Origin of the sequence: Microcoleus sp. PH2017_08_TRC_O_A (genome assembly GCF_020738665.1) — a bacterium.
Classification (GTDB): domain Bacteria; phylum Cyanobacteriota; class Cyanobacteriia; order Cyanobacteriales; family Microcoleaceae; genus Microcoleus.
Genome location: NZ_JAEQCE010000016.1, coordinates 41,524 through 65,197, shown reverse-complemented (window position 1 = coordinate 65,197; position 23,674 = coordinate 41,524). Strand labels below are relative to the sequence as shown.

Here is a 23,674-nt window from a genome sequence, read left to right as displayed (position 1 = left end):
TGAAAAGTTAAATAGTTAAAGACTCTTAACTCCGGTTTCTCTTCGGAAATATTCGGTTTGACAGCGCGGTATCTACAAAGAAACCGGGTTTAATTGCTTTTGGCGCGCAAATACTGAAAAAATTAGATTGTGTATTTTTAACAATGAAAGACCACCAGCCTACCAATTCAGATGAAGTATCTGACAACCACGAAGCTGAGGTTGTACCATCCGCGAGTGTACCTGGGAAACGGCGCAGCAAAGCCGAAGTTGCTTCGGAAGACGATCGCGCCAGTCTCCGCGGAGAATTACTCGATCGCAAAGTTGAGCAATTGCGCCAAATGTTCGATCGGCACAGAGGCGATCGCCAGTTAATATTATTGCAAGATTTTCCCGACCCTGACGCACTTTCGAGCGCTTGGGCTTACAAATTAATCGCCGAACAGTACGATATTCAATGCGAGATTATCTACGCCGGCGCCCTCAGCCACCAAGAAAATATTGCCTTAGTTAAATTGACCGGGTTACCGTTGCAGCGGTGGACGCTGGAAACGACAAAAACGAAGGATTTGTCGGCGTATCAGGGTTGCGTTTTCATCGACAACCAAGGCACGACTTGTAACTTAACCGAGTTTATTTTAGGGGCGGGAGTTGCGATCGCAGCAGTAATCGACCACCACAGTTTGCAGGGGGAAATGAACGCAGAATTTACCGATTTGCGTCCGGATATCCGCGCTACAGCCACGATTTTTACCGAGTATTTGCAGGCTGGAATGGTGGCTTTTGACGGTAGTGTCAGCCAGCACGTCAAGTGTGCTACGGCTTTGATGCACGGTTTGCGATCGGATACCAATGCCCTCAGACAAGCACAGGAGGAGGAATTCTTAGCTGCGGCTTATTTGAGCCGATTTTATGACCCGCAGTTGCTGAATGCGGTGTTACAGTCGTCTCGTTCTAAATGGGTGATGGATGCGATCGAGCGATCGCTCAAACACCGCATCGTCCAGAACAATTTCTCGATCGCGGGCATCGGCTACCTCCGCTATGACGATCGGGATTCCATTCCCCAAGCAGCGGACTTTTTAGTAACAGAAGAGAACGTACATACAGCCGTTGTCTACGCAATTGTGCACGACAAAGACGAAGAAATCGAAGTAGTAATCGGATCGCTGCGAACGAATAAACTGACTCTAGACCCCGACGAATTTATTAAAGAAGCCTTCGGTCAAGATGCTCAAGGACGCTTTTTTGGCGGTGGAAGAAGTCAAGCGGGCGGTTTTGAAATTCCGGTAGGATTTCTTTCGGGTGGAAATGAGAATAGCGATTATGCAAGGCACAAATGGGAAGTATTCGATTCTCAAATTAAGCAAAAATTAATGAGTTTAATTAGTCCTACCGATAATCCAGTTTACGATCGTTAAAGTTTGTATAGCCTTTCTCTCCAAGAGTAAGGTACGTTGTTGGGAAGAGAGCCCTCTTGTGGTGATGGTACACTCAACTTGCGGACGCACCAAAAACTCCAATAAAAGTCATACTTCGTCTTTTTGAGAAGGTACGTTGTTGGGAAGAGAGCCCTCTTTTGGTGATTGTATACTCAACTTGCCGACGCACCAAAAACTCCAATAAAAGTCATACTTCGTCTTTTGGAGAAGGTACGTTGTTGGGAAGAGAGCCCTCTTTTGGTGATTGTATACTCAGCTCGCCGATGCACCAAAAACTCCAATAAAAGTCATACTTCGTCTTTTTGAGAAGGTACGTTGTTGGGAAGAGAGCCCTCTTTTGGTGATGATATAGCCTTTCTCAAAAAGATGAGGTATAACTGACAACTTATATAACCACTAAACTCAGAGGGCTGAAGCCCAACAACATACCTCATCTTTGTGATAACCGCTATACACTCAACTTGCGGACGCACCAAAAACTCCAATAACAATCATACTTCGTCTTTTTGAGAAGGTACGTTGTTGGGAAGAGAGCCCTCTTGTGGTGATGGTACACTCAACTTGCGGACGCACCAAAAACTCCAATAACAATCATACTTCGTCTTTTTGAGAAAGATGAAGTATATCTAATCCTGGGTAATTGGTAATTGCTGTTGATAGTTCCTATAAACTTTCTGAGATTTGTGGAAGTAAAGACGATCTCCGGGCGTGTGTGCGATCGCAATCATATCGTCGTACCATAATTTGTGATACGCGATCTTTATGAGAACCGTTATAGGATAAGCCAGAAAAAAAGGGGGTTGCCATAGATTTTTGGCGGCCTCTCATATTTTGCCAGAGAAATTATCTCTTGGTTACTAAATTTAGCGTCAATATCGACTAAATGAATAAATAGTTATATACGATATATAGCCTTTCTCAAAAAGGTGGGGTATGACTGACAACTTATAGAACCGCTTAAACGTATAGGGCTCTCTTCCCAACAACGTCCGCGAATATGAGAGCTAGATCCGCTATAGGTTTTACTAACTTCCGCAGCCACGAAGGCAAAGACAGAATTTGGATCAAAAGTACGATCGCACAGGAGTCGATCGGCTTCTAGATGCAAATAAAGTGGAGTCATCACAGAAATACGTAGGGGAAAACACATAAGTATCCGTAGCAGAAGTAAGAAGAAACAGGCAAGAAGCAATAACCACTAACCAATAAAAACAAACGTTTCAGCAATTAATAAAGTTTTCAGCGTTTTGGCGATCGCTATAAGTATCGAACCATTATTGAAATTTGATGTAAGTAAATCTACTGCCGATAAATGGCTTACGAGTGAAAAAATAGATAAGCATAATGGCCAATGACTTAGCAAGGTAAATCTGACAAAATTGTATCAAAGACAACAATTTGATAATTAAATTAGTAAAAGTTTTAAATCCCATCAGGTTTTAGATAGCTTGCTAACTTAATTTCAAATAGTGCAAAAACCCAAAGGCTTGTAATAAACACATCCTGAAATTCTTGAGTCTTTTGTGGGTACTCTAAAAAATATCTTTGTGTTAAAGGGTAACTAACTTGCGGTAAAACCATTGCAGAATAATGGTTTTACGCAATAGTTGCTCTTTTTGTTTTTTAAATTGCATATATATTATCAATTGATGCAATTCAAAAGTATGTGGAATATACTGAAGGTTCTTACCAAAGAAAGGGGTAGGTTAAATATAAAAAACAATACATCCGCCATCAAAGACAATGAATATTCTTGAGACAAGCGATCAAAATAATGGTTCTAATCTTTCGGAAATTACTGTTGCTAGCTATGTAAATGCCATAAACTTAATTCCACAAGTAAAACCAAAAAAAGAACTACTATTTATAGATGGAAATGTAGATAATTATCAGAGTCTCGCCAGCGGAGCCAGACCGGGAACAGAAGTATTTATCTTAGATTCAGCGCGGGATGGAGTAGAACAAATTAGCGAAATTTTAGCCAGCCGGAGTGATATTAAAAGCGTTCATATTGTTTCTCACGGGGGTTCTGGAAACTTGCAATTGGGTGCAACAAGACTCAACTCTGAGACACTAAATACCTATAGCGAACAGTTGCAACAGTGGGGAAACTCACTTACTTACTACTAATGCCGATATTCTGATTTACGGCTGCGATGTGGCGGCTGGCGAATTAGGCGAAAACTTCGTAAACAAAATAGGTTCTTTAACTGGTGCTGATATTGCAGCTTCAACAGATTTAACTGGCAGCGCACTACTGGGCGGCAACTGGAATTTAGAGAAATTAACAGGAGCGATCGAATCTCCCTTAGCTTTTCAAGCAGATGCGATCGCGGATTATCAGTCCACGCTAGCGGTTGACTGCCAGCCAAACGTTATTTATGCGATCGCCAACGGTAACGTCTTAATTACCAGTGTCAACACCGGAGGCAGTATAACTCCTTCGGTACCCAATACACTGCCTTTCGCTCCCCAAGCAGTGGCCAGAGATCCGCTATCATCAGTCAACCTGCTTTATTACCTGGAACCTACCAATAACGGTCGGATCGGCACCTGGAACCCTACCGACACCAACTCCCGATGCTGACTTAGCAGTCACAAAAACTGACGGGCAGACTACTGCAACACCAGGCACTCTTCTGAGTTATACAGTTACTGTTACAAACAACAGTTCCTGCTACATAAAAGGTATATCCTTTACCGATAACCTTCCTGCTAGCTTGACGGGAGTCACTTGGACTGCTTCGCTTTCAGGTGTAGGTGCTTTCCCGACTGCTGCGGATCGATCGGGTTCGGGCAACAACATCAATACGAAACTGGATCTAGATGCTGGATCGACTGCTACCTATATTGTTACTGGTACTGTTGCTAATAGCGCGATCGACACTACGATTAGCAACACAGCTACGGCAACTCCGCCAGAAGGTATCGTCGATAAGATCGTTAGCAACAACAACAGTGCGACTGACTTAACTGCTGTTGCTGCGAACCAACCTCCTGTTACAGCTAGCCCCAGCACTACAGTCAATCCTGGTAGCACCGTCCCTGTAACCGGATTGGGTGCTACAGATGCTGACGGGACGATCGCATCTTACACCGTCAACACGCTACCGCCAGCAGCCCAAGGCGTCTTATTTCTAGGAGATCCGGCAACAGGTGGAGTGGCAGTCATAGCAGGTCAAACCCTGACTCCGGCTCAAATTAGTCAGTTATTCTTCAAATCGACAGGCACATTCAACGGCGCTAATTTTACTTACAGCGCTACCGATGACAAAGGTGCTACCAGCCCTGCAACCGCGACACTCGGTTTGACAAAAATAACGAAATATGTATTATGTAGGGCGAAGGATGAGGGTGACAGTAGATCGCGATCGCCAACCATTTTTTTGTCCTCATGCGAGAGCCCGGCCAAGGTCTACATCAACATACATACTATGTCGCTTGTGTCAACCTTTAATACTGAACCGACACCCTAGTTGGAGGGGAGGGAAACGACAAAGCTTTCGGAGGAAAAGGCAGCGATTTGGTATATGGCGAGCTCGGTTCCGACACCCTCTACGGTGGCGAAGATGGAGACACCATCGTCGGCGATTACGGCAACCCGATGGCTGATACTTCTAACGAAGGAGACTTAATATTTGGCGATCGAGGTGCGGATTTAATCGCTGGTGGCAATGGCAACGATACCGTATATGGCGGTAAAGGTAACGACAAAGCTTACGGTGGCAAAGACAACGACCTGATCTGGGGCGAAATAGGTTCCGATACTTTGATCGGCGATAGCGGTAACGATATCCTGTACGGCGGTACGACAGATTCGTTGGTGCGAGATACACAAGGACGCGACTTGCTATTTGGTGGTGGTGGCAACGACTTCCTCAACGGAGATGAAGCGAATGACACTATTAGTGGCGGCAAAGACGACGATACCCTACGCGGTGGCAAGGATGATGACATTATTCACGGTGATGCAGGCAATGACTTGATGTTCGGTGATAATGGTAATGATATGCTCTGTGGCAATGATGGCAACGATACGATTCTTGGAGATAACAAAGGTATCTCTGTTGCTGTCGGTGCGATCGGTCAGCAAGATTGTATTGATGGCGGTGCTGGCGATGATTGGATCAACGGTAATGAAGGACAAGATACGCTCGCTGGCGGTGAAGGTAACGATACTTTAATCGGTGGTAAAGATAACGATTTACTCACCGGTGGTATGGGTGATGATTGGTTGATTGGCGATATGGGTGACGATACTCTGATTGGAGGTATTGGCAGCGATCGCTTTGTGTTAAACCCCGGCAGTGGCGCGGATACGATTGTTAATTTTGAGGTTGGTTCGGATAAATTTGTCATCACAGGTGGTTTGAATTTGTCGCAGTTACAAATCAGCCAAAGTGCTAACACTACCTTCCTGAAATTTGCCAGCACTGGGGAAGTCTTGGCGACGGTAATTGGAGCAAATAACTTGATTTCTCAATCAGATTTCCTTCTGGTTTAGATTGCACTCGGGATTTAGGCACGCAGGCTGAATAAGCCGAGTTTTTCAACCGATATCTAAGGTACGTTGTTGCGCTTTAGCGCTCTATTAGTCTAGAATAGAGCGCTAAAGCGCAACTACGTACCTTTAACGTACTTTTGAAGTCAACCTGACGACAGCACAGGATTGTAAGGCAGTTGTACAATGGGGCGAAAATGCGATCGCACCCAATCTCAAAGGAAGTACGTAGGCGTAAGCCGGGGCGTAGCCATCGCACAACTATCAAAAAGGACAGCCAAGCGTGCATCTCTACCTAGTCCGTCACGGCATCGCAGCGGAACCCGAAGAATATGATACAGACGAGGAACGGCCCCTAACTAAAGAGGGCGATCGTAAAACCCGAAAAATCGCTCAGCGGCTGTACGAGCTCGAAATTCAGTTCGATCTGATTCTTTCCAGTCCCCTACTACGCGCCACACAAACCGCCCAAATCCTGCTGTCAGCGGGTCTGAGTTCCAAAATAGAAGAATCCCTCCCCCTCGCACCTTCAGGAGACATCGGGGACTGGCTGAGGTGGTACAAGCAGTGGCAGGAAACAGGGAACCGCAGCTTGGCCCTGGTGGGGCACCAACCAGATTTGGGCAATTGGGCTGAAACTTTGCTTTGGGGGCGATCGCACGACACCCTCATTCTCAAAAAAGCAGGTATCATCGGTTTAATTCTCCCCGAAACAGGTTCCCCAGTCGGCCGCAGCCAAATGTTCTGGCTGACTGGGCCCAAGTTTTTGCTCTGCTAGAAACGGCGAATCGCCCTCTTAAACCCAGATTTTCGGGCGCAGAAAGCGGGTGGGAGGGGCGAAAATATCTAGCGGCGCGATTGATAACTTCGTTGAAAAATCCCGTTTCTGAGCGCCGGAGTGCCTGAGTCGCGATCGAATTATTATTGGTCAAGACGGTGACACGATCTTGCTTTCTGCTAATGTAATTTGATTAGATTCAACTCACACAACACGGTATCGCAATGGTCGTCGGCGAATTCAAACCAGGTTTAGAAGGTGTTCCCGCCACCTTGTCCAGTATTAGTTACGTAGATGGACAAAAAGGGGTGCTGGAATATCGCGGGATTAGCATCGAGGAACTAGCACTCAAAAGTTCCTTTGTCGAAACGTCATATTTATTAATCTGGGGTGTACTTCCAACAAAGGAAGAACTAGAAGCTTTCGAGCATGAAATTCGCTATCACCGCCGGATCAAATATCGCATCCGCGACATGATGAAATGCTTTCCCGAAAGAGGACATCCCATGGATGCCCTGCAAGCTTCAGCAGCGGCTTTAGGTTTATTTTACTCGCGCCGAGCTCTGGCTAACCCAGCATATATTCGAGAAGCTGTAGTGCGGCTGCTAGCTAAGATTCCCACAATGGTAGCAGCGTTCCAGCAAATGCGGCGAGGTAATGACCCCGTGCGGCCGAGGGATGACTTGAACTACTCGGCTAACTTTCTTTATATGCTAAACGAGCGAGAACCAGATCCGCTGTTAGCTAATATTTTTGACGTTTGTCTGACTCTGCACGCCGAACATACTATCAATGCCTCTACATTTTCGGCAATGGTAACAGCTTCGACGCTAACAGATCCTTACGGGGTGATTGCTTCAGCAGTTGGCACTTTGGCGGGGCCGCTGCACGGGGGAGCGAATGAAGAAGTGATTGAGATGTTGGAGCAAATTGGTTCTGTAGCAAACGTGCGGCCTTTTGTCGAGAAGTGCGTTGAAAATAAGGACAAAATCATGGGCTTCGGACACCGAGTTTATAAGGTGAAAGATCCGAGAGCAACTATTCTCCAAGGGTTAGCGGAACAGTTATTTGACAACTTTGGTCGCGATGATTATTACGACATTGCTGTCAAGTTGGAAGAAGTCGTTGAAGAGAAATTGGCTCACAAAGGAATTTATGCTAATGTAGATTTCTATTCTGGTCTGGTTTACCGGAAAATGGGAATTCCGACGGACTTGTTTACACCAGTTTTTGCGATCGCCCGAGTTGCCGGTTGGCTGGCCCACTGGAAGGAACAGCTAGAGACAAACCGCATTTACCGTCCGACTCAAATCTATACGGGTACTCACGGTGAGCCTTATATTGCGATCGAGGACAGGCTCCCATCTTAAAGCATAATTATCAAGTGCGATCGATAAAATGGCGAGAGGACTTGTGAATGTATGCCTAATGTTATGTCCTGTCGGTTGCGATCGCAAAAACAGTTCGTAGTGCGGACTTCAGTCCGCATAATGCTGCGGACTGAAGTCCGCACTACGAACCTTACTTATTGCGGTCAATCGATCGGACATGATATGAAGTATTGAATCAAAAACCGCTTTCGCGTTGCGAGTCAGGAAGAAATCTCAGTCTGCCAACAACTGCCGTGCTGGGTTTCACCCCTCTTGTATTTTATGCTGTTCGTTGACGATAATAGTAAGAAATGACGATTTTCAGGAACTCCGGTCCTCAGGCTTGCGGGTCTGAGGTTTTTTATGGGAATATTACGAATAGCTTTCGGTAGGGTACTCAGTGGGAATCCTGCTTGTATTTACGCTTTGCTTGTATAGTATTTGGTAGAAAGCGAACATAACATCTATGGCTTATAGCAACAGCGAAACTGAGGGCAAATCTTTCTACCAATCCGAACCCTTAATCGCCCGGTTAAGAGGGATTATCCGAGATTATCCCGAAGGCGTTGGCATTATCAAAGAGTTGATCCAAAATGCTGACGATGCTAAAGCAACGCGGGTAGAAATTACTCTGGATTGGCGGCAGCATCAGCCTAAACAATTGCCTGACGATCGCATGATACAGCTCATGGGGCCGGCGATGCTAGTCTACAACGATCGCGTTTTTACAGACAAAGACTTTGACAGCATCCGCAGCCTGGGACAAAGTGAAAAAGCGCGAGACTTGCAGAAAACGGGTAGATTTGGCGTCGGGTTTAATGCCATATATCACGTTACAGATTATCCCAGCTTCGTTTCGCGCGATCGCATTATTTTTTTTGACCCCCACGGCGCAGCTATCCCCGGCACTTCCAGACAAGAACCCGGGCGCGAGTGGAATTTAGCAAACACTAAATGGTACGAAAAATATCCCGATTTTATGCAAGTCTACGCAGCGGGAGGATTGCCATTAGGAGAGACAAATTTTCAAGGCACTTTGTTTCGCTTGCCTTTAAGAACCGCAGAACACGCGAAAAATAGCGAAATTCGCAAACAAGCTTTCACCGAATCCAACATCAAAGAACTGCTAGACGAACTGATTAATTCAGGTGAAGAGTTACTGCTATTTTTGAAATCTGTTCAGGAAATTAGAGTTTACGAAATTCCCGCCAACAGTCAAGAAACTAGGCAAGAAATTCTCGCGATTGTTACCCAAAACCAGCAAGAAGTACGAGAAGCACGCCAACTCCTCCTCGATGCAATTCCCGATACACCAGACAAATTGCTGGAATTGTGCCACCATAATCCAGCAGGTTTAGTATCAGTTTCATACCGCCACGACATAGAAACAATTAGCCGGAATCGAAATACCAAATCAACTTGGAGAACAGTCAGTTTAATTCGGACAGACGAAGGCGGGGAGTTGGCAAAAGTCATACAAGCAATGTACGAAAGCCAAGAAAAAGTATTGCCTTGGGCGGGCGCTGCTGCAAGAATTAATGCTGTGAGTACCGAGGGAAATCCTCAACCTGTCAACGGAAAAGTTTACTGTTTTTTGCCGCTTCCCCTCGAAACCGGGCTACCTATTCACATTAATGGTTTTTTCAACTTAAATAGTTCGCGCGACAACCTCAGCAGCGACAGCGGACAAACTGGAAAAGATAGACCGAGATCTATTTGGAACCATCTACTCGCACAGCACGTTTTGTCCCACGCTTATGCTAATTTAATTGTTGATTTAGTGCAAGATATCGGCAGGTATCAGCCAGAGGGATTTTACAAGTTTTGGCCTGTTGGCAAAATTACTGTCAGCAAAGCTCTCGAAGAACTGCACCGCTGTGTCATACAGTTATTGTATCAGAGATTAGTTGTGCGATCGGCTGTAGAACACACTGTAACTGAACGTCAATTCAGCGGGGTAGCGATGTCACAAACAAAATGGGTGACACCTCCGACAGTTAAAAATTTACCCTCGAAAAAGTGGTGGGACGAATTATTAGCAGCAATGCGCGCCGACAATATCGACATTCCCGAACCGCCATTACCAGATTCAATTTTAGCAGCTTTTAAAGATGCAGGTTTGCCATTACAAACATTCACTCCGGCTAATCTGCGCCAGCACTTAACTGAAAACAAACAGCTAGGTGTGCCGTTGCAAGATGCACCGAAACCCAGCCTGCAAAATAGACAGTGGATTGCGAATATGCTGCGCTATTGCATCAGCGACAATCATCGAGATTTGCGCGGTTTGCCGCTAGCTATTCTCGCGAATAATACTTTACAAGTATTTGGTTACAACCCGATAGGCACTATTTACTTTTCCGAGGATACATCAAGGCAGATATTTGCCAATCATCTAGAATGGTTTTTGCACCGAGATTTAACTAATGTAGTGCCTCGACATAACATGATTGGTGTGTCAGAAATGAATGCTACAGAAGTAGCTAAAAAATTGATTCATGTCATTAGTTCAACGCAGTCAGAATGCGATTGGCAAGCTGATGCACTACATCCACCAAATACAGACTGGTTGACTCTCGTATACAATTATTTTTCTAATATCTCGCCTAGATATCTGTCGTCAGAAACAGTCGAGGAATTAAAGAAGGTTCCGCTGGTTCCGGGAAATGATGGTAAGCTCCACAAAGGAGGAACTGCGGGAACTCCTTTGTTGTGCGGTGATAATATTGCAGCGGAAATCATCGAGGCTGTACAGTATTTTGGGGTGACGCTTGTCCGAGCACCGGCAAAACTTGAAAGTGCGATCGCCCAATTTGCCCAAAGACACAAAAATCTGTTAGTCTATTTTCTGACAGGCCCAGATGTCCTAGACACGGTATCTTCGCGGTGCGATCGAGGTTTGCCGCCCTACCACCAACAGCATTATACATCTCTCCTCAACTTCCTAGCAGCTTCAGAACCAACAAATTACGACAAAGATAGCCTCAACAAGCTGCGTCAACTTCCAATTTACCCCACAACTTCCCACGAAATCGTTTCCCTCAACGATGAAAATGTCTACCTTCCGGGCGGCGGATACGAACCGCCGGAAATTGCAGGTACGTTGAGGCTTTTACGGACAGAAAAAAACCAAGAATGGCTGCGACTGTTCCAACTTTTGCAAGTTCCGGTACTCAATCGTGCTAGACTGATTCGCGAGTGTTTGTTACCTGAGTATGCCTCATTAGCGCCGGAAGAACAATTAATCGCGCTGGCGTGGATTCGAGAGCATCTCACTGAAGCTTATAAAGAACTAGAAAAGGCAGGAGAGGATGCTTTTTCATTCAAAGAAGAGCTGAAAAAGGCGCGTTTGGTACGCTGTAGCGATCGCAGATTGCGCTCTGTCGAACTAATTTACAATCCCGAAAGTCAAGTAATCCGCAACATTCTCGGAAATTTAGCAGCTATTCCAGATATGGAATTTTACTCGCAGGATTATCCACTGTGGCTCGAATTCTTTGAGAATTTGGGAATGCGAAAAACCTTGAGTGCAGATGACATTGTAGTTTGTGTTGACAATCTAATTCAAACTGCGAATCGTTCAGGTGCAGGCGCAGTAACCGATGCTTCGATTGCGGTTTTTAACTATATCATTGATAATTGGGATGCACTAAAATATACCTCAATTGGAAACACCAACAAAACACTGGCTGAAACACTCGCAGATAAACCTTGGCTTCCTGTTGAGCAAAATCCTCAAAAGTTAAGCCAATATCCCGCCGCTGCTATACCTGAACCGAGGCTGTATCGCGCTAAAGATGTCTGTTTCATTCAAGATGTTCGGTTAGTTGCAAGCCAAAGATTCGTATTTGCACGCCCTCAGCGGGATTTGCTGAAACCCGAAATCAAAACAGCACTTGGTTTTATGCCTGTAGATACAAGTACAGTTATTGACCACTTTGATACATTAATAAAAACTTGGGAAAATGACAGTTGAAATCACAATATCCGACGATTTAAACGCACAAATACAATCAGTCAAGGCAATTTACAAATATCTTGATGAGACTTTCATCAAAGGCAGTATTTCCAGCGAACAACGCCAGCAAATTCAACAGCGATTTGCTGGGCGTCAATGTCTGTGGGATGATTCTAGGGGCAAGTTTTGGCGGCCGAAACACGCTTTTTTGGATGACGTGCCTTTTTTCGGGAACCGCCGCACAACGATAGATGTTTCTCATCCATTTTCCGAAGTCTATCAGCTTTTAGGACAAGGGCGATCGCCCGTTGTGCAAGATTACCTAGATTTTCTCGAAGAATTAGCAGCCGAATACAGCAATACGCCGTTAAACGCAGCAGACAAAAACTATGCAATCGAGGTAATCAGTCGCCTAGAATCTCAACAGTCATTAGAAGGCCGTCCAGTTAAAAATCCACCGATTCTTACTGCAAACAACACACTTGCTCCCGCCTGTCAAGTTCTCATCCCGGACGCACCTTGGCGCAAAGATTATATTGACTCCAATCAGATACTGCACCAGCAAATCTCCCCAAAGTTTGCCAAATTAGCCGGAAGTCTTTCTTTATTAAAAGATGTGATTGAACGTCCGGCGGCAGTCAAAAATGCCTTAAATGCTCAAAGTAATGATTGGTGTCGGGAATGGCAAAAAACTCTCAATTCTCCGGAATTAATCTCTGGTTTAAAGCGGCTGATTTTTCACGAGTATGACTCTGAACCAATCCTCGATATCGTCTGGATTGCTAAAGCTCAAGTTTTGCCAGCCAGTCAAATAGATGTAGATTTATTCTGGAAGGGTGAAACAAAAATCGCTTCAGCTATACCGGGAACTCAATACTTTGACGAGTTCAAGAAAATATTTCATATTATCAGCAGCGGTAGCAGATACATTATGCTATGCTATTTAGCAGAAAGTATTAACGCTCAACTCGGCGAATATGCAGTGCAAAATCTGCTCCCGTTAGCAAGTATTCTGGATGCTGAGCCGCATCATATTAATGGTTTGCTCAACGAGTTGCGAATTCGGTCTTTACCGGGCGATTTGTCTCCCGTCACCGCAGCTAATTCGGAAATTAAATCCCCTCCAAGTTCCAGCGGCGATAAAAAGGGCGATAGTTCAATTTATTGGGGCGCTTTTTGAGCGAAAATAATCAGCATTATCGGCTAAGGAAGGTGCTTGTGGCGCACCCTACCAGCCTCTATTATTCAGTCCCTCTGAGCTCGGACATTGTTTGTGTAGACGCGGTTTCAACCGCCGAGTCTACACGGTTTAAATCGCCGATTCTAAATCGATTCAGTTACACCGATTGAGTTACATGATGGCGGCTAGTCAACTTATCCAATTGATTCACCAACAAACTCAGGAACAATCCCACATCGGTGACAACTCCAGTAGATTCGATCGACCCCCGATCGCTCAATTTCGTCACCACAGCCGGATTAATGTCCACACAGACCATCTTTACACCCGCCGGCGTCATATTTCCCACACCGATCGAATGCAGCATAGACGACAGCATTAACACCATATCCGCGCCCCGTAACAGCTCAGTATACTCTTCTTGAGCCTTCACCAAATCCATTTGCGTGTCGGGAAGCGGCCCGTCATCGCGGATCGAACCAGCCAGCGAAAACGGTATATTATGCTTCACGCACTCGTACATTACACCGCTAGTAATCACGCCTGCTTCCACGGTTTTAGCAATACTGCCATAACGGCGCACAGTGTTAATCATTTTCAAGTGGTGGCGGTGTCCGCCGCGCACAGCTACGCCGCGTTTCATGTCAACTCCCAAAGAAGTTCCCATGCTAGATTGTTCCATGTCGTGAACTGCGATCGCATTTCCACCTAACAATGCTTGTACGTAACCTTCGCGGATCAAATGCGCTAAATGTTCGCCGCCGCCGGTGTGAATCACCACAGGCCCCGCCGTCACCACAACTTTACCGCCCCGATCGCGAATTTGGCGCAATTCCCACGCTACTTGTTCCACTACCAATTCTACCCGGCGCTCGCTAGAAACGCTACCGGACATAAAGCTAAATTCTTGAGAATTGCGCTGTTCCCGCGATTCTGTTTTGCGGATAGTACGGATACCAACCACATCAACAACGACTTTTTCACCTATTTTTAAATCGCGCAACAATTTGCACGTAGCCACCGGGCCTTCTGCGGTTTCAGTAATTGCAACTGCACCATCCATCCGCTGATTTCGCGCTTTCACCCACTGACCGTTTACCCGCACTTCTGTAGGATAAATGGTACTAACGTAAAAGTCGTCTGGGCCGACACCATCTTGCACGACATCTTCTAAAATAGCGTCGCAAATCTCTTGCGGCGGTGGCACTGCACCCAAGTCAATCAGCAATCCCATGATTTCTTCCATCACATCGTGGGAAGGTGCCGAAACTTTCACATCCGCGGATGATGTGCTTTGGCGCTGTTCTCCTAAATTGAAATTGAGCACTTGGAAACTGCCACCGTTTTCGATAATTAAGTCTAAAGCGCGGCTGATTAAACCGGCATCAAGCAGGTGACCTTCCATGCGAATGGCACGGCTTTCTACCATCACGTTTGCCGATCGATCTTCTTGCACAGGTTCATTCACCCGCAGCGTCAAACACTTACAGGCGCCGCCCGCTTTCAAAAATTCGCTCATCGGCGTTTCAATGACTTTGAAGCCCGCTTGAGTGATGCGCGTTTTCAAGCCTTCGCTCACCTTGTTCATTACCACAACTTTGTCAATATTGACAGCATTGCAAGCAAAATTAGCGGCATCTGCTTCTTCGATCGCAATCCGTTTTTCCGGCGCTACTCGCATTTCAATTAAGCGGTTTGAGTAAGAGTCAAATGCTGCTGGATAGTAGAGCAAATATCCGCCTGTGAGCGGACAAAAACAGGTGTCTAGGTGATAGAAACGTTCGTCTACTAAACGCAGCGACAGCACTTCAATGTTCAGCCAGTTTGCTAGCAACGGATGCGAGTCGAGTTCGGAACGGAAGCCGTATCCTGCCCACAACCAGCGTCCTTCGCGATCGAGCAAAGCGTCACCAGCACCCTCAAACGGCAAGTCTTTCGGGAGTTCGTGCACGGTGAAACCTTGGTTTTCAAACCATGCTTTGAAATAGGGTTCTTCGCCTTGGCGTTCCTTGTGATAGAAGCGGCTGAGGACAAAAGTATTGCCTAAAAGTAAGCCAGCGTTGGCGGTGAACACCATATCCGGCCAGCCTTTTTCGGGCGGTACCAGGTCTACAACGGCGTTGTCTTTCAACACGTGGTAAAGTTTCTCCCACTGTTCGACGGCGCGATCGCGCGATGATTTGTGTACGTTACCCTCCATCCAAGGGTTAATCACGTAATCTACATCGTAGTGGTCGGGAGCGCACATCAGGAAGCGAATTGAGTCGGTCATAATTCAGTTAAAATGTGGTAGATGCTACAGACTTAAGTTGAGATAGTATGTATGAAATCAACTGTAAAATTCACTCCCAAGAGAAAGAGTGCAACGTCTAGCAGCGAAAAAAGTAGCTCTCAATTATATCACAGTTAGGTTAAAATCAAACTCAGCCACAGACGGTTTGCATGAAATATCGGATAAAATTTCAGGTTTTGACATTATTTTCGGTAAATTACTCTTCATAAAAGGTTCGTAGTGAGGACTTTAGTCCTTCTTTCTGAGGGGATCATCTCATTTTTGCAAAAAGCATTTTTTCTTTCATTTCTTTCAGTGCGAGCGTCCCGCTCGCGTGCTTTATAAAGCACGCGAGCGGGGACAGCACTACAAATGCAAAACTGAGATGCTCCCGAAAGAAGGACTTTAGTCCTCACTACAAACCTATTTTACTTTCAACTTTTTTTGCGAAATCGGCAGTTCGATCGCAAATTCTGTACCTCGGTCAACTTCTGAATGACACCACAAATTACCGCCATGGCGGTCTTTCACAATTTGGTAACTAATCGACAATCCCAAACCAGTGCCACTGCCGATCGGCTTTGTACTAAAAAATGGGTCAAACATCCTTGACTGAACCTCAGGACAGATACCGGGCCCGCTGTCAGCAATCCGCACGCACACTTGATTTTCGCTGCTGACTTCCGTAATAATGCGAATCTGATTAACTTTGTCATTACAGGCTGCTGATGACTCTTCCACAGCATCGATCGCATTTGACAGCAAATTCATAAATACCTGATTTAATTGCGCCGGATAACACTCAACATTGGGCAGTTCGCCGTAATTTTTAACAACTTGAATTTCCCGACGTTTTGGCTGTGACAGCAATCGATGCTGCAAAATCACCAAAGTGCTCTCTATCCCTTCATGAATATCGATTACTTTGCGCTCTTTTTCATCGAGTCTCGAAAAGTTTCGCAAGGACAACACGATCTGCTTAATTCTGTTAGCACCTGCTTGCATTGAAGCCAGCACTCTGGGGAAATCCTCAGCGATAAAATCCACTTCTATTTCTGCCAATCTTTCGGCAATTTCTGGCACTGGTTCGGGATAATTTTGCTGGTAAAGCTGGATCAATTTTACCAAATCGTTAGCGTACTGTGCGGCGGGAATAATATTGCCGTAGATGAAGCTGACGGGGTTATTAATTTCATGGGCAACTCCCGCCACCATTTGCCCAATACTTGACATCTTTGCGGCTTGAATCAGTTGTGATTGAGCATTTTTTAAGTATTCCAGAGTTTGTTCTAACTGTTGGGCTTTTTCTCGTTCTCGCTGTTCGCTATTTCGCAAACTTGCTTCGGCTTGTTTGCGATCGCTAATATCGATATGCGTGCCCGTCATCCGCAAAGGATTTCCCGAATCATCACGTTCCATCACCTTAGCTTGAGCCAAAATCCACTTCCATTCACCGATTTTTTTCAGCATCCGAAATTCTGCTTCGTAGGTCGGTTTTTTGCCTACCAGATGAGCATTTATCGCTGCTGTAGCCAGAGGCAAATCATCTGGATGTACAAGTCTTTCCCAGGCTGCATAACTATTTTCTATTTCCTCTACTTCATATCCCAGCATCGTCTTCCACCGTGAATTCAAATAGACTTCTCCCGTGGCAAGATTCCAATCCCACAATCCCGTCGCACTGGCTTCAAATGCCAGGTAAAAACGTTCTTCGCTAATTTGCAGCGCTGCTTCCGCTTCTTTGCGATCGGTGATATCCATTACTGTTCCAAACAGTTTAATTACTTCTAGGGATTTGTTAAAAATAGCTTCTCCCCTTGTTTCGAGGTATCTAATTTGACCGCTGGGATGCAAAATTCGCAACTCTTTTTTGTAGGAAGTTCCCTGTGAGATACCAAGGCTGACAGTTTGTTGAAACAACTCTCTGTCCTCTGGATGATACATCTGTAAAAGTTCGATATATGTCGGTTCAGGTGCGGCTGAGTCCAGACCAAAAATGCGGAATACTTCTTCCGACCAAATATTTTTATTGGTGACGAGATCGAATTCCCAATTGCCGATATGGGCAATTTTCTGGGCTGCTGCTAGACTAGCTTCGCTTTGTTGCAATTTAAGTCGCTGCTCTTTATCTTGTTCCAGAAGATTGGCTTGAGCGATCGCAATTCCCATTTGTGCAGCGACAGCTTTCAATAATCTGATCTCATTTTGCGTCCAGTGGCGGGGCTCATCGTACTGGTGCAAGCACATCATTCCGTTGGGTTTTCCCTGGTAGGAAGTGCGGATGGCTATCATCGACTTCAAACCTATTTGACGGCACAAATCAGTAACATTTTCCAGCAGCGGTTCAGCAAAAACATCGTCAGAAACTACAGGTTTATCTTGAGACAACACCAACTGAGCGTGAGGATTTCCCAGGACGGGAATTTCTACTACATCGCACAGCGTTGCTGATTCAGATTTCCTGTACTGAGTCATACAATAGATGCGGGGCAGTGGGTGTTCTTTGTAGGTGTGAATCAAGCAAGAATCGGCATTAAAAACTCGACCTATTTGAGCAGCCGCTGTTTGATAAACTTGGTCTTGCTTTAAGCTGTAGCGAATTTCGAGAGTAATTGTTTCTAGCAGAAATCTTTGCTTGATTTGCCGCTCCAAAGCAGACAAAGCTGTTTTAAGATCGAATTCTGCTTGTTTGCGATCGCTAATTTCAGTAGCAGTTCCCAGAATTTTCCAAGGTTTGCCCTCCACCGTCCTTGAAAACACCGTATCCCGGCTAAAAAACCAGCGAAATTCACCATTTTTGTGTTCTATTCGGTATTCAAACTCAAAGCTTTCACCATCTTTTGATGTCTGAATCCTCCTCATATGTTCTGAGAATGCTGGCAAATCGTCAGGGTGTATTAAGTTAGGAAGAAATGCTGCTGGCATTTGCTGTATTTCTTCCAGCGAGTAGCCAAGATCGATATATAGTTCGCGATTGAGATACAGAATTCGCTGTTCTATCACATCGTAAACGTACAAAACATTAGGATTCATTTTAATTACTGCCGACAGCCATTGCTGACTTTCTCGCAGTTGTGCTTCGACCCGCTTGCGTTCTTCTATTTCTGCTTCCAGCCGCGCATTTTGTGCTACTACTTGCCGAGAAAGCCTGCTCAGATGCATTTGACTTTCGACGCGAGCGACCAATTCTTCTATTTGAAATGGTTTAGTAATGTAGTCTATAGCTCCCAGCGAAAAAGCTTTAACTTTATCAAAAGTTTCATTTAAAGAGCTGATAAAAATTACAGGAATATCTTTGGTTTCAGGAGCAGCTTTTAGCTGTTTGCAGACTTGATAGCCATCTATACCGGGCATCATAATGTCCAGCAAAATTAAATCCGGTGGAGTCGATCGCGCAAACTTAAGGGCTAATTTTCCATCTAGTGTTGGCCGCACTTGATATCCCCGCTCGGACAACAACTTGGATAAAAGACGCAAGCTTTCTGGGTGGTCGTCAACAATTAAAATGTTTTGTTTTAAGCCAGATATTTCAGATTTTTTTGTTGTTATTTTGGCGTATTTTTGGTCAATTTTATTCACGATAACCCCTCAGAGTCTTAGGAATATCTACGCAGCTTTTCTATCTATAGCGTTTACTATTTTGTTTTCATATGATAATTTTGCTGCGTAATATAGTGTGTATTAATCAAATTGTAAGAATCATTAAAGCGCAAGTGCTTATAGGTAGAACTATGAGCTTGCGGCAACAATAAAATTGGGTAGATGTTGATTTATGGCGCGAATTTGAGCAGTATAAGTTTCTATCAGCTCCGCATCCTGTTTATCAATCGCTGGTCATTCTATTTTAGATTGGAGATTTCGGGATCAGACGTTCGATCAGGGAAATCGTCCAACGATTTTAGATTTACAAGGGTAGATGAATCTGGGAGATTGAACTTTTATCTAAAATTTTGGAATGCTCGTGACAGAAGAATGTGAGACGGTATCCGTTTTTGGACAGGAGTCAATGAGTGGCTGTATGCGATGCTTTTATTAGCTATGGCAGCATAAATCAGACACACAGCTTCCCTTTTGTGCTATGCCAGTGGCACTGTCCGATCGCCTGCCAACATAGCGCACCCCTTAATTTGTATTCAGTCTATCAAAAATGTCTGCATCTTTAATTCTTTGTTTCAGCAAATTATTGCAGGCGATCGAGAAAACAGCCGATATTCCTCAAATCAGGCATAAATCCGGCAAATTTCATTAAATATAAAATTCAAACAGTGATTAGAACGCGGTTTCGCTACTATTGGGCTAGTTGCTCAATGTTTGTTTTTAAGTATATCTACTGGCTCTGCACGGCAAGCAAATCGAGCCTGACAACCTGCTACCGTATCTTAAGTTTTGTTGAGGCGTTGGCGCGATCGCCTGTACAGCATCTAGATTGTCTGCGATCTTAAAGGAGGAGAGGATTTGACGAGTAGGGAATAGGGCCTTGAAATCTACAATTTAAATGCCGTACAGCTTACTCATCAGTCAATATCAATCTAAAATCTAAAATCTAAAATGGCACGATCTATGGCATCTTTGTAGGAGCGTGCAATTCATCGCAAGCAGCATACACGGCTTTGACATTATACCAATTCAGAAAAATTCGAGCAATTTCTAAAGCTAACTGCGACTTACCTCGGTCAATCAACCACTGCAAAAAAGGTTTCATAGTGCGCTCGTTCAGCATCCCGCCCAAAGATAAAACTCCCCACAGTATTTGGTGCAAAACAGTCATTTGAATCATCAGCCGCACTTCCCAAGTCGGGTGTTTTTGATAAAACAAAACTCCCATTCTTCCGCGCTGAATTTCTCGGTCAATCATCCCAGGAATTTGCTCTAAACTAAAAGGTGGATGCCAGTGATAGCCAACAGCAGTCGGACATTTAATCAATTTTAAACCTAATTTTTTCAACCTGACACCCAATTCTAAATCTTCCCATCCGTAAAGTTGAAAGCGAGTGTCAAATAGTCCAGCTTCCAGTAGCCAGTGACGGGCGATGCTGACATTTCCCGTAGCAAAATAAGCAGCCGAAAAATCAGTTATTTTGTAAGGTTCGGCAGTGGGATTGTCGAAATTGCAAGTATTAATCACGCTGCCGTAAGTAAAAACCGCATCAGTATCTTTGTAAGCCTGTAGCAAAGCATCTGCGTGTGCTTGCAAAAAATCCTTTGTAACGACTAAATCGCTATCAATAAAAATAATTGTCTCGCCTTTAGCATCTTCAACGCCCAAATTCCTGGCGGCGGCGGGGCCTTGATGAGATTGACAGATCGATCGCACGTGCGGCAAAAACTCAGCATCTGCGGCCAACCAGTCGATCGTCCCGTCCGTCGAACCGTCATCGACTACAATCACTTCATAATCTGTGACAATGTTATCAAACTGCTGATTTTCTAGAGCCAGTAGACATTTTGCCAAAATCGGTTTACGATTGTACGTCGGAATCACAACACTAAAAAACACGGCTTTACCCCATCGCCACAGTTACCGTATCCCACGGTAGCAGATTTTTCGCAGCAACTGGGCCGGGAAATAGCAAAGTTTAGCAAAAAAAGAATATATAAATCTGTACTATTTATGACAAGAATGGATCTCAATTAGGTGCATAATACAAAGTTGGTTAAATATCACATCTAAATTCAGGATGTAAATAGCAGTCAGTAACCCAGGTCTAAAAGATACTGGGCTTGTAAGAGCAATTCCTGCAAGCCGTACTGACCAGCCTAAGTCTTAACTGACTACGTTTGTTGAGTCACGACACCCGGAAATGCGTAGCTAGTTTCCTGCTCTGTCATTTGCAATTAAACAGTTCTAAGGTCACTGGAACAGTGTTGCAAGTCTAAAAAGCTCTTTAAACATTGGCGAAGCTCACTTTACTGGAATGGCAAGGCGCTCCCGGCAATACAGGGATTAGACAAGTACCATTCCTCTACTTGTCTAGCCCCGAAAGGGGTAGGCGGTTAAAACCGCTCGTATCGTTTCCCTCTCAGGGCTAAAGCCGCTGAGTTTCCCACTTACCGAGTATTTTCATGAGTCGCGCTAAAAAAGTTGTCCTAGCATATTCCGGCGGAGTCGATACTTCTGTCTGCATTCCTTACCTGATGAAGGAGTGGGGAGTCGAAGAGGTAATTACTCTGGCGGCGGATTTGGGACAAGGAGATGAATTAGAACCCATCCGCAAGAAAGCTTTAGCATCTGGTGCTTCGGAATCTTTGGTGATTGATGCTACGGAAGAATTTGTCAAAGATTATGCCTTCCCAGCAATTCAAGCTAACGCGCTTTACGAAAATCGGTATCCGCTATCTACGGCGCTAGCGCGCCCGCTGATTGCTAAATTGTTGGTAGAAGCTGCCGAAAAATACGGTGCGGATGCGATCGCCCACGGTTGTACTGGTAAGGGAAATGACCAAGTACGGTTCGATGTGTCGATCGGCGCACTGAATCCCAAGATTAAGATTTTAGCACCAGCGCGGGAATGGAAAATGAGCCGCGAGGAAACCATCGCCTACGGTGAAAGATGCGGTATTCCGTCGCCGGTGAAGAAGTCTTCACCTTATAGTATCGATCGCAATTTGTTAGGAATGGCGATCGAAGCCGGCATTCTCGAAGATCCTTGGGCGGAACCGCCGGAAGAGGTGTTTTTGATGACAAAGGCGATCGAACAAACTCCCGACACACCCGAATACATCGAAATCGGTTTCGACTGCGGAAAACCAGTCAGTTTAAACGGCAAAGAATTAGCACCAGTCGCCCTAATTACCCAACTCAACGAAATAGCTGGAAATCACGGAGTCGGGCGCATCGACATGATTGAAAACCGTGTAGTCGGGATTAAATCGCGGGAAATTTACGAAACACCAGCGATTTTAGTTTTGATGCACGCGCACCGAGACTTAGAAAGTTTGACTTTGACAGCAGATGTCACGCGATACAAGCGCGGCATCGAAGAAACCTACAGCCAAATGATTTACAACGGCCTTTGGTACAACCCTTTAAAAACAGCTTTAGACGCATTTATTCTAGACACGCAAAAGCGAGTAACTGGAACCGTGCGCCTAAAAATGTTCAAAGGAAACGCCACAATTGTCGGCCGCAAATCAGAGAATTCGCTGTACAGTTTCGACTTAGCAACCTACGGCGCCGAGGATGAATTCGATCACAAAGCAGCCGAAGGATTTGTCTACGTTTGGGGATTGCCAACCCGCATTTGGTCGGAGAAGAATCGGGGTTAGAATGTGTTAACAGGACTTGTGCAAAGAAACCGGGTTTCTATCAAAAATCTTTGCTTTCTAAACTAGAGATTTAGGAAGAAACCCGGTTTCTGGCCTCGGCATCCAGCAAGACTGACAAACAAAGTCCCAGCAGAGTGGGACTAAGAGTAAGGTGGGCAATGCCCACCTTATTTGTTAAAATATGGATCAAATAATTTAAAAATCCTAGTGGGTTTGGTACAATAGAAGTGGTCTGAATCTAGTATCATAAAAAACTCAATATAAAGCCAATGGTTGCAAATCAAAGCCAAAATTACATCTCGCCGGAAGAGTATCTGAAATTAGAAGAAATCAGCCAGGTTAAACATGAGTATATTCAGGGCGAAACCTACGCAATGGCTGGTGCAAGTGATGCTCATGTAACTATCAGTGTCAACTTAGTCACGTTGTTGAGAAATCATGTTCGGGGTAGTGGCTGTCGTGCTTATATGTCAGACATGAAAGCTAGGATTGAATCTAGGAATATTTACTACTATCCCGACGTGATGGTAAGTTGCGATGAACGGGACAAAGCATTTCAATCTTTTAAAAGACATCCTTGTTTAATTATCGAGGTTTTGTCAACTGGTACAGAAGGATTCGATCGCGGAGATAAGTTTGCTGATTACCAAGAGTTAGAAACGCTTCAAGAGTATGTGTTAATTAGTCAAAAGCGGCAGCGGGTTGAGTGTTTTCGCCGCAATGCTGAGGGGTTGTGGGTTTTGTATTCTTACACCCAAGGAAGCGAAATTCACTTGGCTAGTGTTGACTTTCGCACTAGCATGGATTCTATCTATGAGGATGTAATCTTTACCAACGAAAGTCAGTCGGCGATTGAAATCGCGACTACACAAACGAAGTCCGCCTGCGCGGACTGAAGAGTAGAATGGATATTATGGCAGGATTTGGT

The 23,674-nt window shown here is 44.9% G+C and carries 15 protein-coding genes; 12 read left to right on the top strand and 3 right to left on the bottom strand.

The window, feature by feature from the left end:
• Positions 1-143: 143 nt before the first annotated feature.
• From JGK22_RS07065 to JGK22_RS07020, 10 genes are all read left to right on the top strand, one after another.
• Positions 144-1,400, top strand: coding sequence for a bifunctional oligoribonuclease/PAP phosphatase NrnA (locus tag JGK22_RS07065; protein ID WP_293219844.1), 1,257 nt, complete (start codon positions 144-146; stop codon positions 1,398-1,400).
• Positions 1,401-3,164: 1,764 nt separating this feature from the next.
• On the top strand, positions 3,165-3,551 hold the full coding sequence (locus JGK22_RS07060) for a DUF4347 domain-containing protein (RefSeq protein WP_293219841.1): 387 nt from the start codon (positions 3,165-3,167) through the stop codon (positions 3,549-3,551).
• A 28-nt stretch (positions 3,552-3,579) separates the two neighbouring features.
• On the top strand, positions 3,580-4,008 hold the full coding sequence (locus tag JGK22_RS07055) for a DUF4347 domain-containing protein (RefSeq protein WP_293219838.1): 429 nt from the start codon (positions 3,580-3,582) through the stop codon (positions 4,006-4,008).
• On the top strand, positions 3,911-4,897 hold the full coding sequence (locus JGK22_RS07050; RefSeq protein ID WP_366025205.1) for a hypothetical protein: 987 nt from the start codon (positions 3,911-3,913) through the stop codon (positions 4,895-4,897). The genes JGK22_RS07055 and JGK22_RS07050 overlap by 98 nt, the downstream gene beginning before the upstream one ends.
• Positions 4,898-4,944: 47 nt before the next feature.
• Entirely contained in the window at positions 4,945-5,925 is a 981-nt protein-coding gene (locus tag JGK22_RS07045; RefSeq protein WP_293219835.1) for a calcium-binding protein, read from the top strand.
• A 280-nt stretch (positions 5,926-6,205) separates the two neighbouring features.
• On the top strand, positions 6,206-6,700 hold the full coding sequence (gene sixA / locus JGK22_RS07040; RefSeq protein ID WP_293186333.1) for a phosphohistidine phosphatase SixA: 495 nt from the start codon (positions 6,206-6,208) through the stop codon (positions 6,698-6,700).
• A gap of 224 nt (positions 6,701-6,924) precedes the next feature.
• The gene (locus JGK22_RS07035; RefSeq protein WP_293190127.1) at positions 6,925-8,070 is read left to right on the top strand and encodes a citrate synthase; all 1,146 of its coding nucleotides are present in this window, start codon (positions 6,925-6,927) and stop codon (positions 8,068-8,070) included.
• A 51-nt stretch (positions 8,071-8,121) separates the two neighbouring features.
• Positions 8,122-8,265 (top strand): hypothetical protein, encoded by a 144-nt coding sequence (locus JGK22_RS07030; RefSeq protein WP_293241415.1) that lies wholly within the window; start codon positions 8,122-8,124, stop codon positions 8,263-8,265.
• 271 nt (positions 8,266-8,536) lie between these two features.
• Positions 8,537-12,046 carry a hypothetical protein gene (locus JGK22_RS07025; RefSeq protein ID WP_293312603.1) on the top strand — a complete coding sequence of 1,170 codons (3,510 nt, stop codon included), beginning with the start codon at positions 8,537-8,539 and terminating at the stop codon, positions 12,044-12,046.
• Positions 12,036-13,208 carry a hypothetical protein gene (locus JGK22_RS07020; RefSeq protein WP_293190124.1) on the top strand — a complete coding sequence of 391 codons (1,173 nt, stop codon included), beginning with the start codon at positions 12,036-12,038 and terminating at the stop codon, positions 13,206-13,208. The genes JGK22_RS07025 and JGK22_RS07020 overlap by 11 nt, the downstream gene beginning before the upstream one ends.
• Positions 13,209-13,365: 157 nt before the next feature.
• Here the strand turns inward: JGK22_RS07020 and JGK22_RS07015 are convergent, their stop codons facing one another.
• The 3 genes from JGK22_RS07015 to JGK22_RS07005 form a co-directional block, all read right to left on the bottom strand.
• The gene (locus JGK22_RS07015; RefSeq protein WP_293213184.1) at positions 13,366-15,480 is read right to left on the bottom strand and encodes a TIGR00300 family protein; all 2,115 of its coding nucleotides are present in this window, start codon (positions 15,478-15,480) and stop codon (positions 13,366-13,368) included.
• A gap of 423 nt (positions 15,481-15,903) precedes the next feature.
• Positions 15,904-19,059: a PAS domain-containing protein gene (locus JGK22_RS07010; RefSeq protein WP_293186322.1), complete on the bottom strand. Its 3,156-nt coding sequence runs from the start codon at positions 19,057-19,059 to the stop codon at positions 15,904-15,906.
• A gap of 979 nt (positions 19,060-20,038) precedes the next feature.
• Positions 20,039-20,977 carry a glycosyltransferase gene (locus JGK22_RS07005; protein ID WP_293276966.1) on the bottom strand — a complete coding sequence of 313 codons (939 nt, stop codon included), beginning with the start codon at positions 20,975-20,977 and terminating at the stop codon, positions 20,039-20,041.
• Positions 20,978-21,543: 566 nt separating this feature from the next.
• Between JGK22_RS07005 and JGK22_RS07000 the strand changes: the two genes are divergently transcribed.
• On the top strand, positions 21,544-22,746 hold the full coding sequence (locus JGK22_RS07000; RefSeq protein WP_293179989.1) for an argininosuccinate synthase: 1,203 nt from the start codon (positions 21,544-21,546) through the stop codon (positions 22,744-22,746).
• 269 nt (positions 22,747-23,015) lie between these two features.
• Positions 23,016-23,642, top strand: a complete 627-nt coding sequence (locus tag JGK22_RS06995) for a Uma2 family endonuclease (RefSeq protein WP_293312601.1) — start codon at positions 23,016-23,018, stop codon at positions 23,640-23,642.
• Positions 23,643-23,674: the final 32 nt, after the last annotated feature.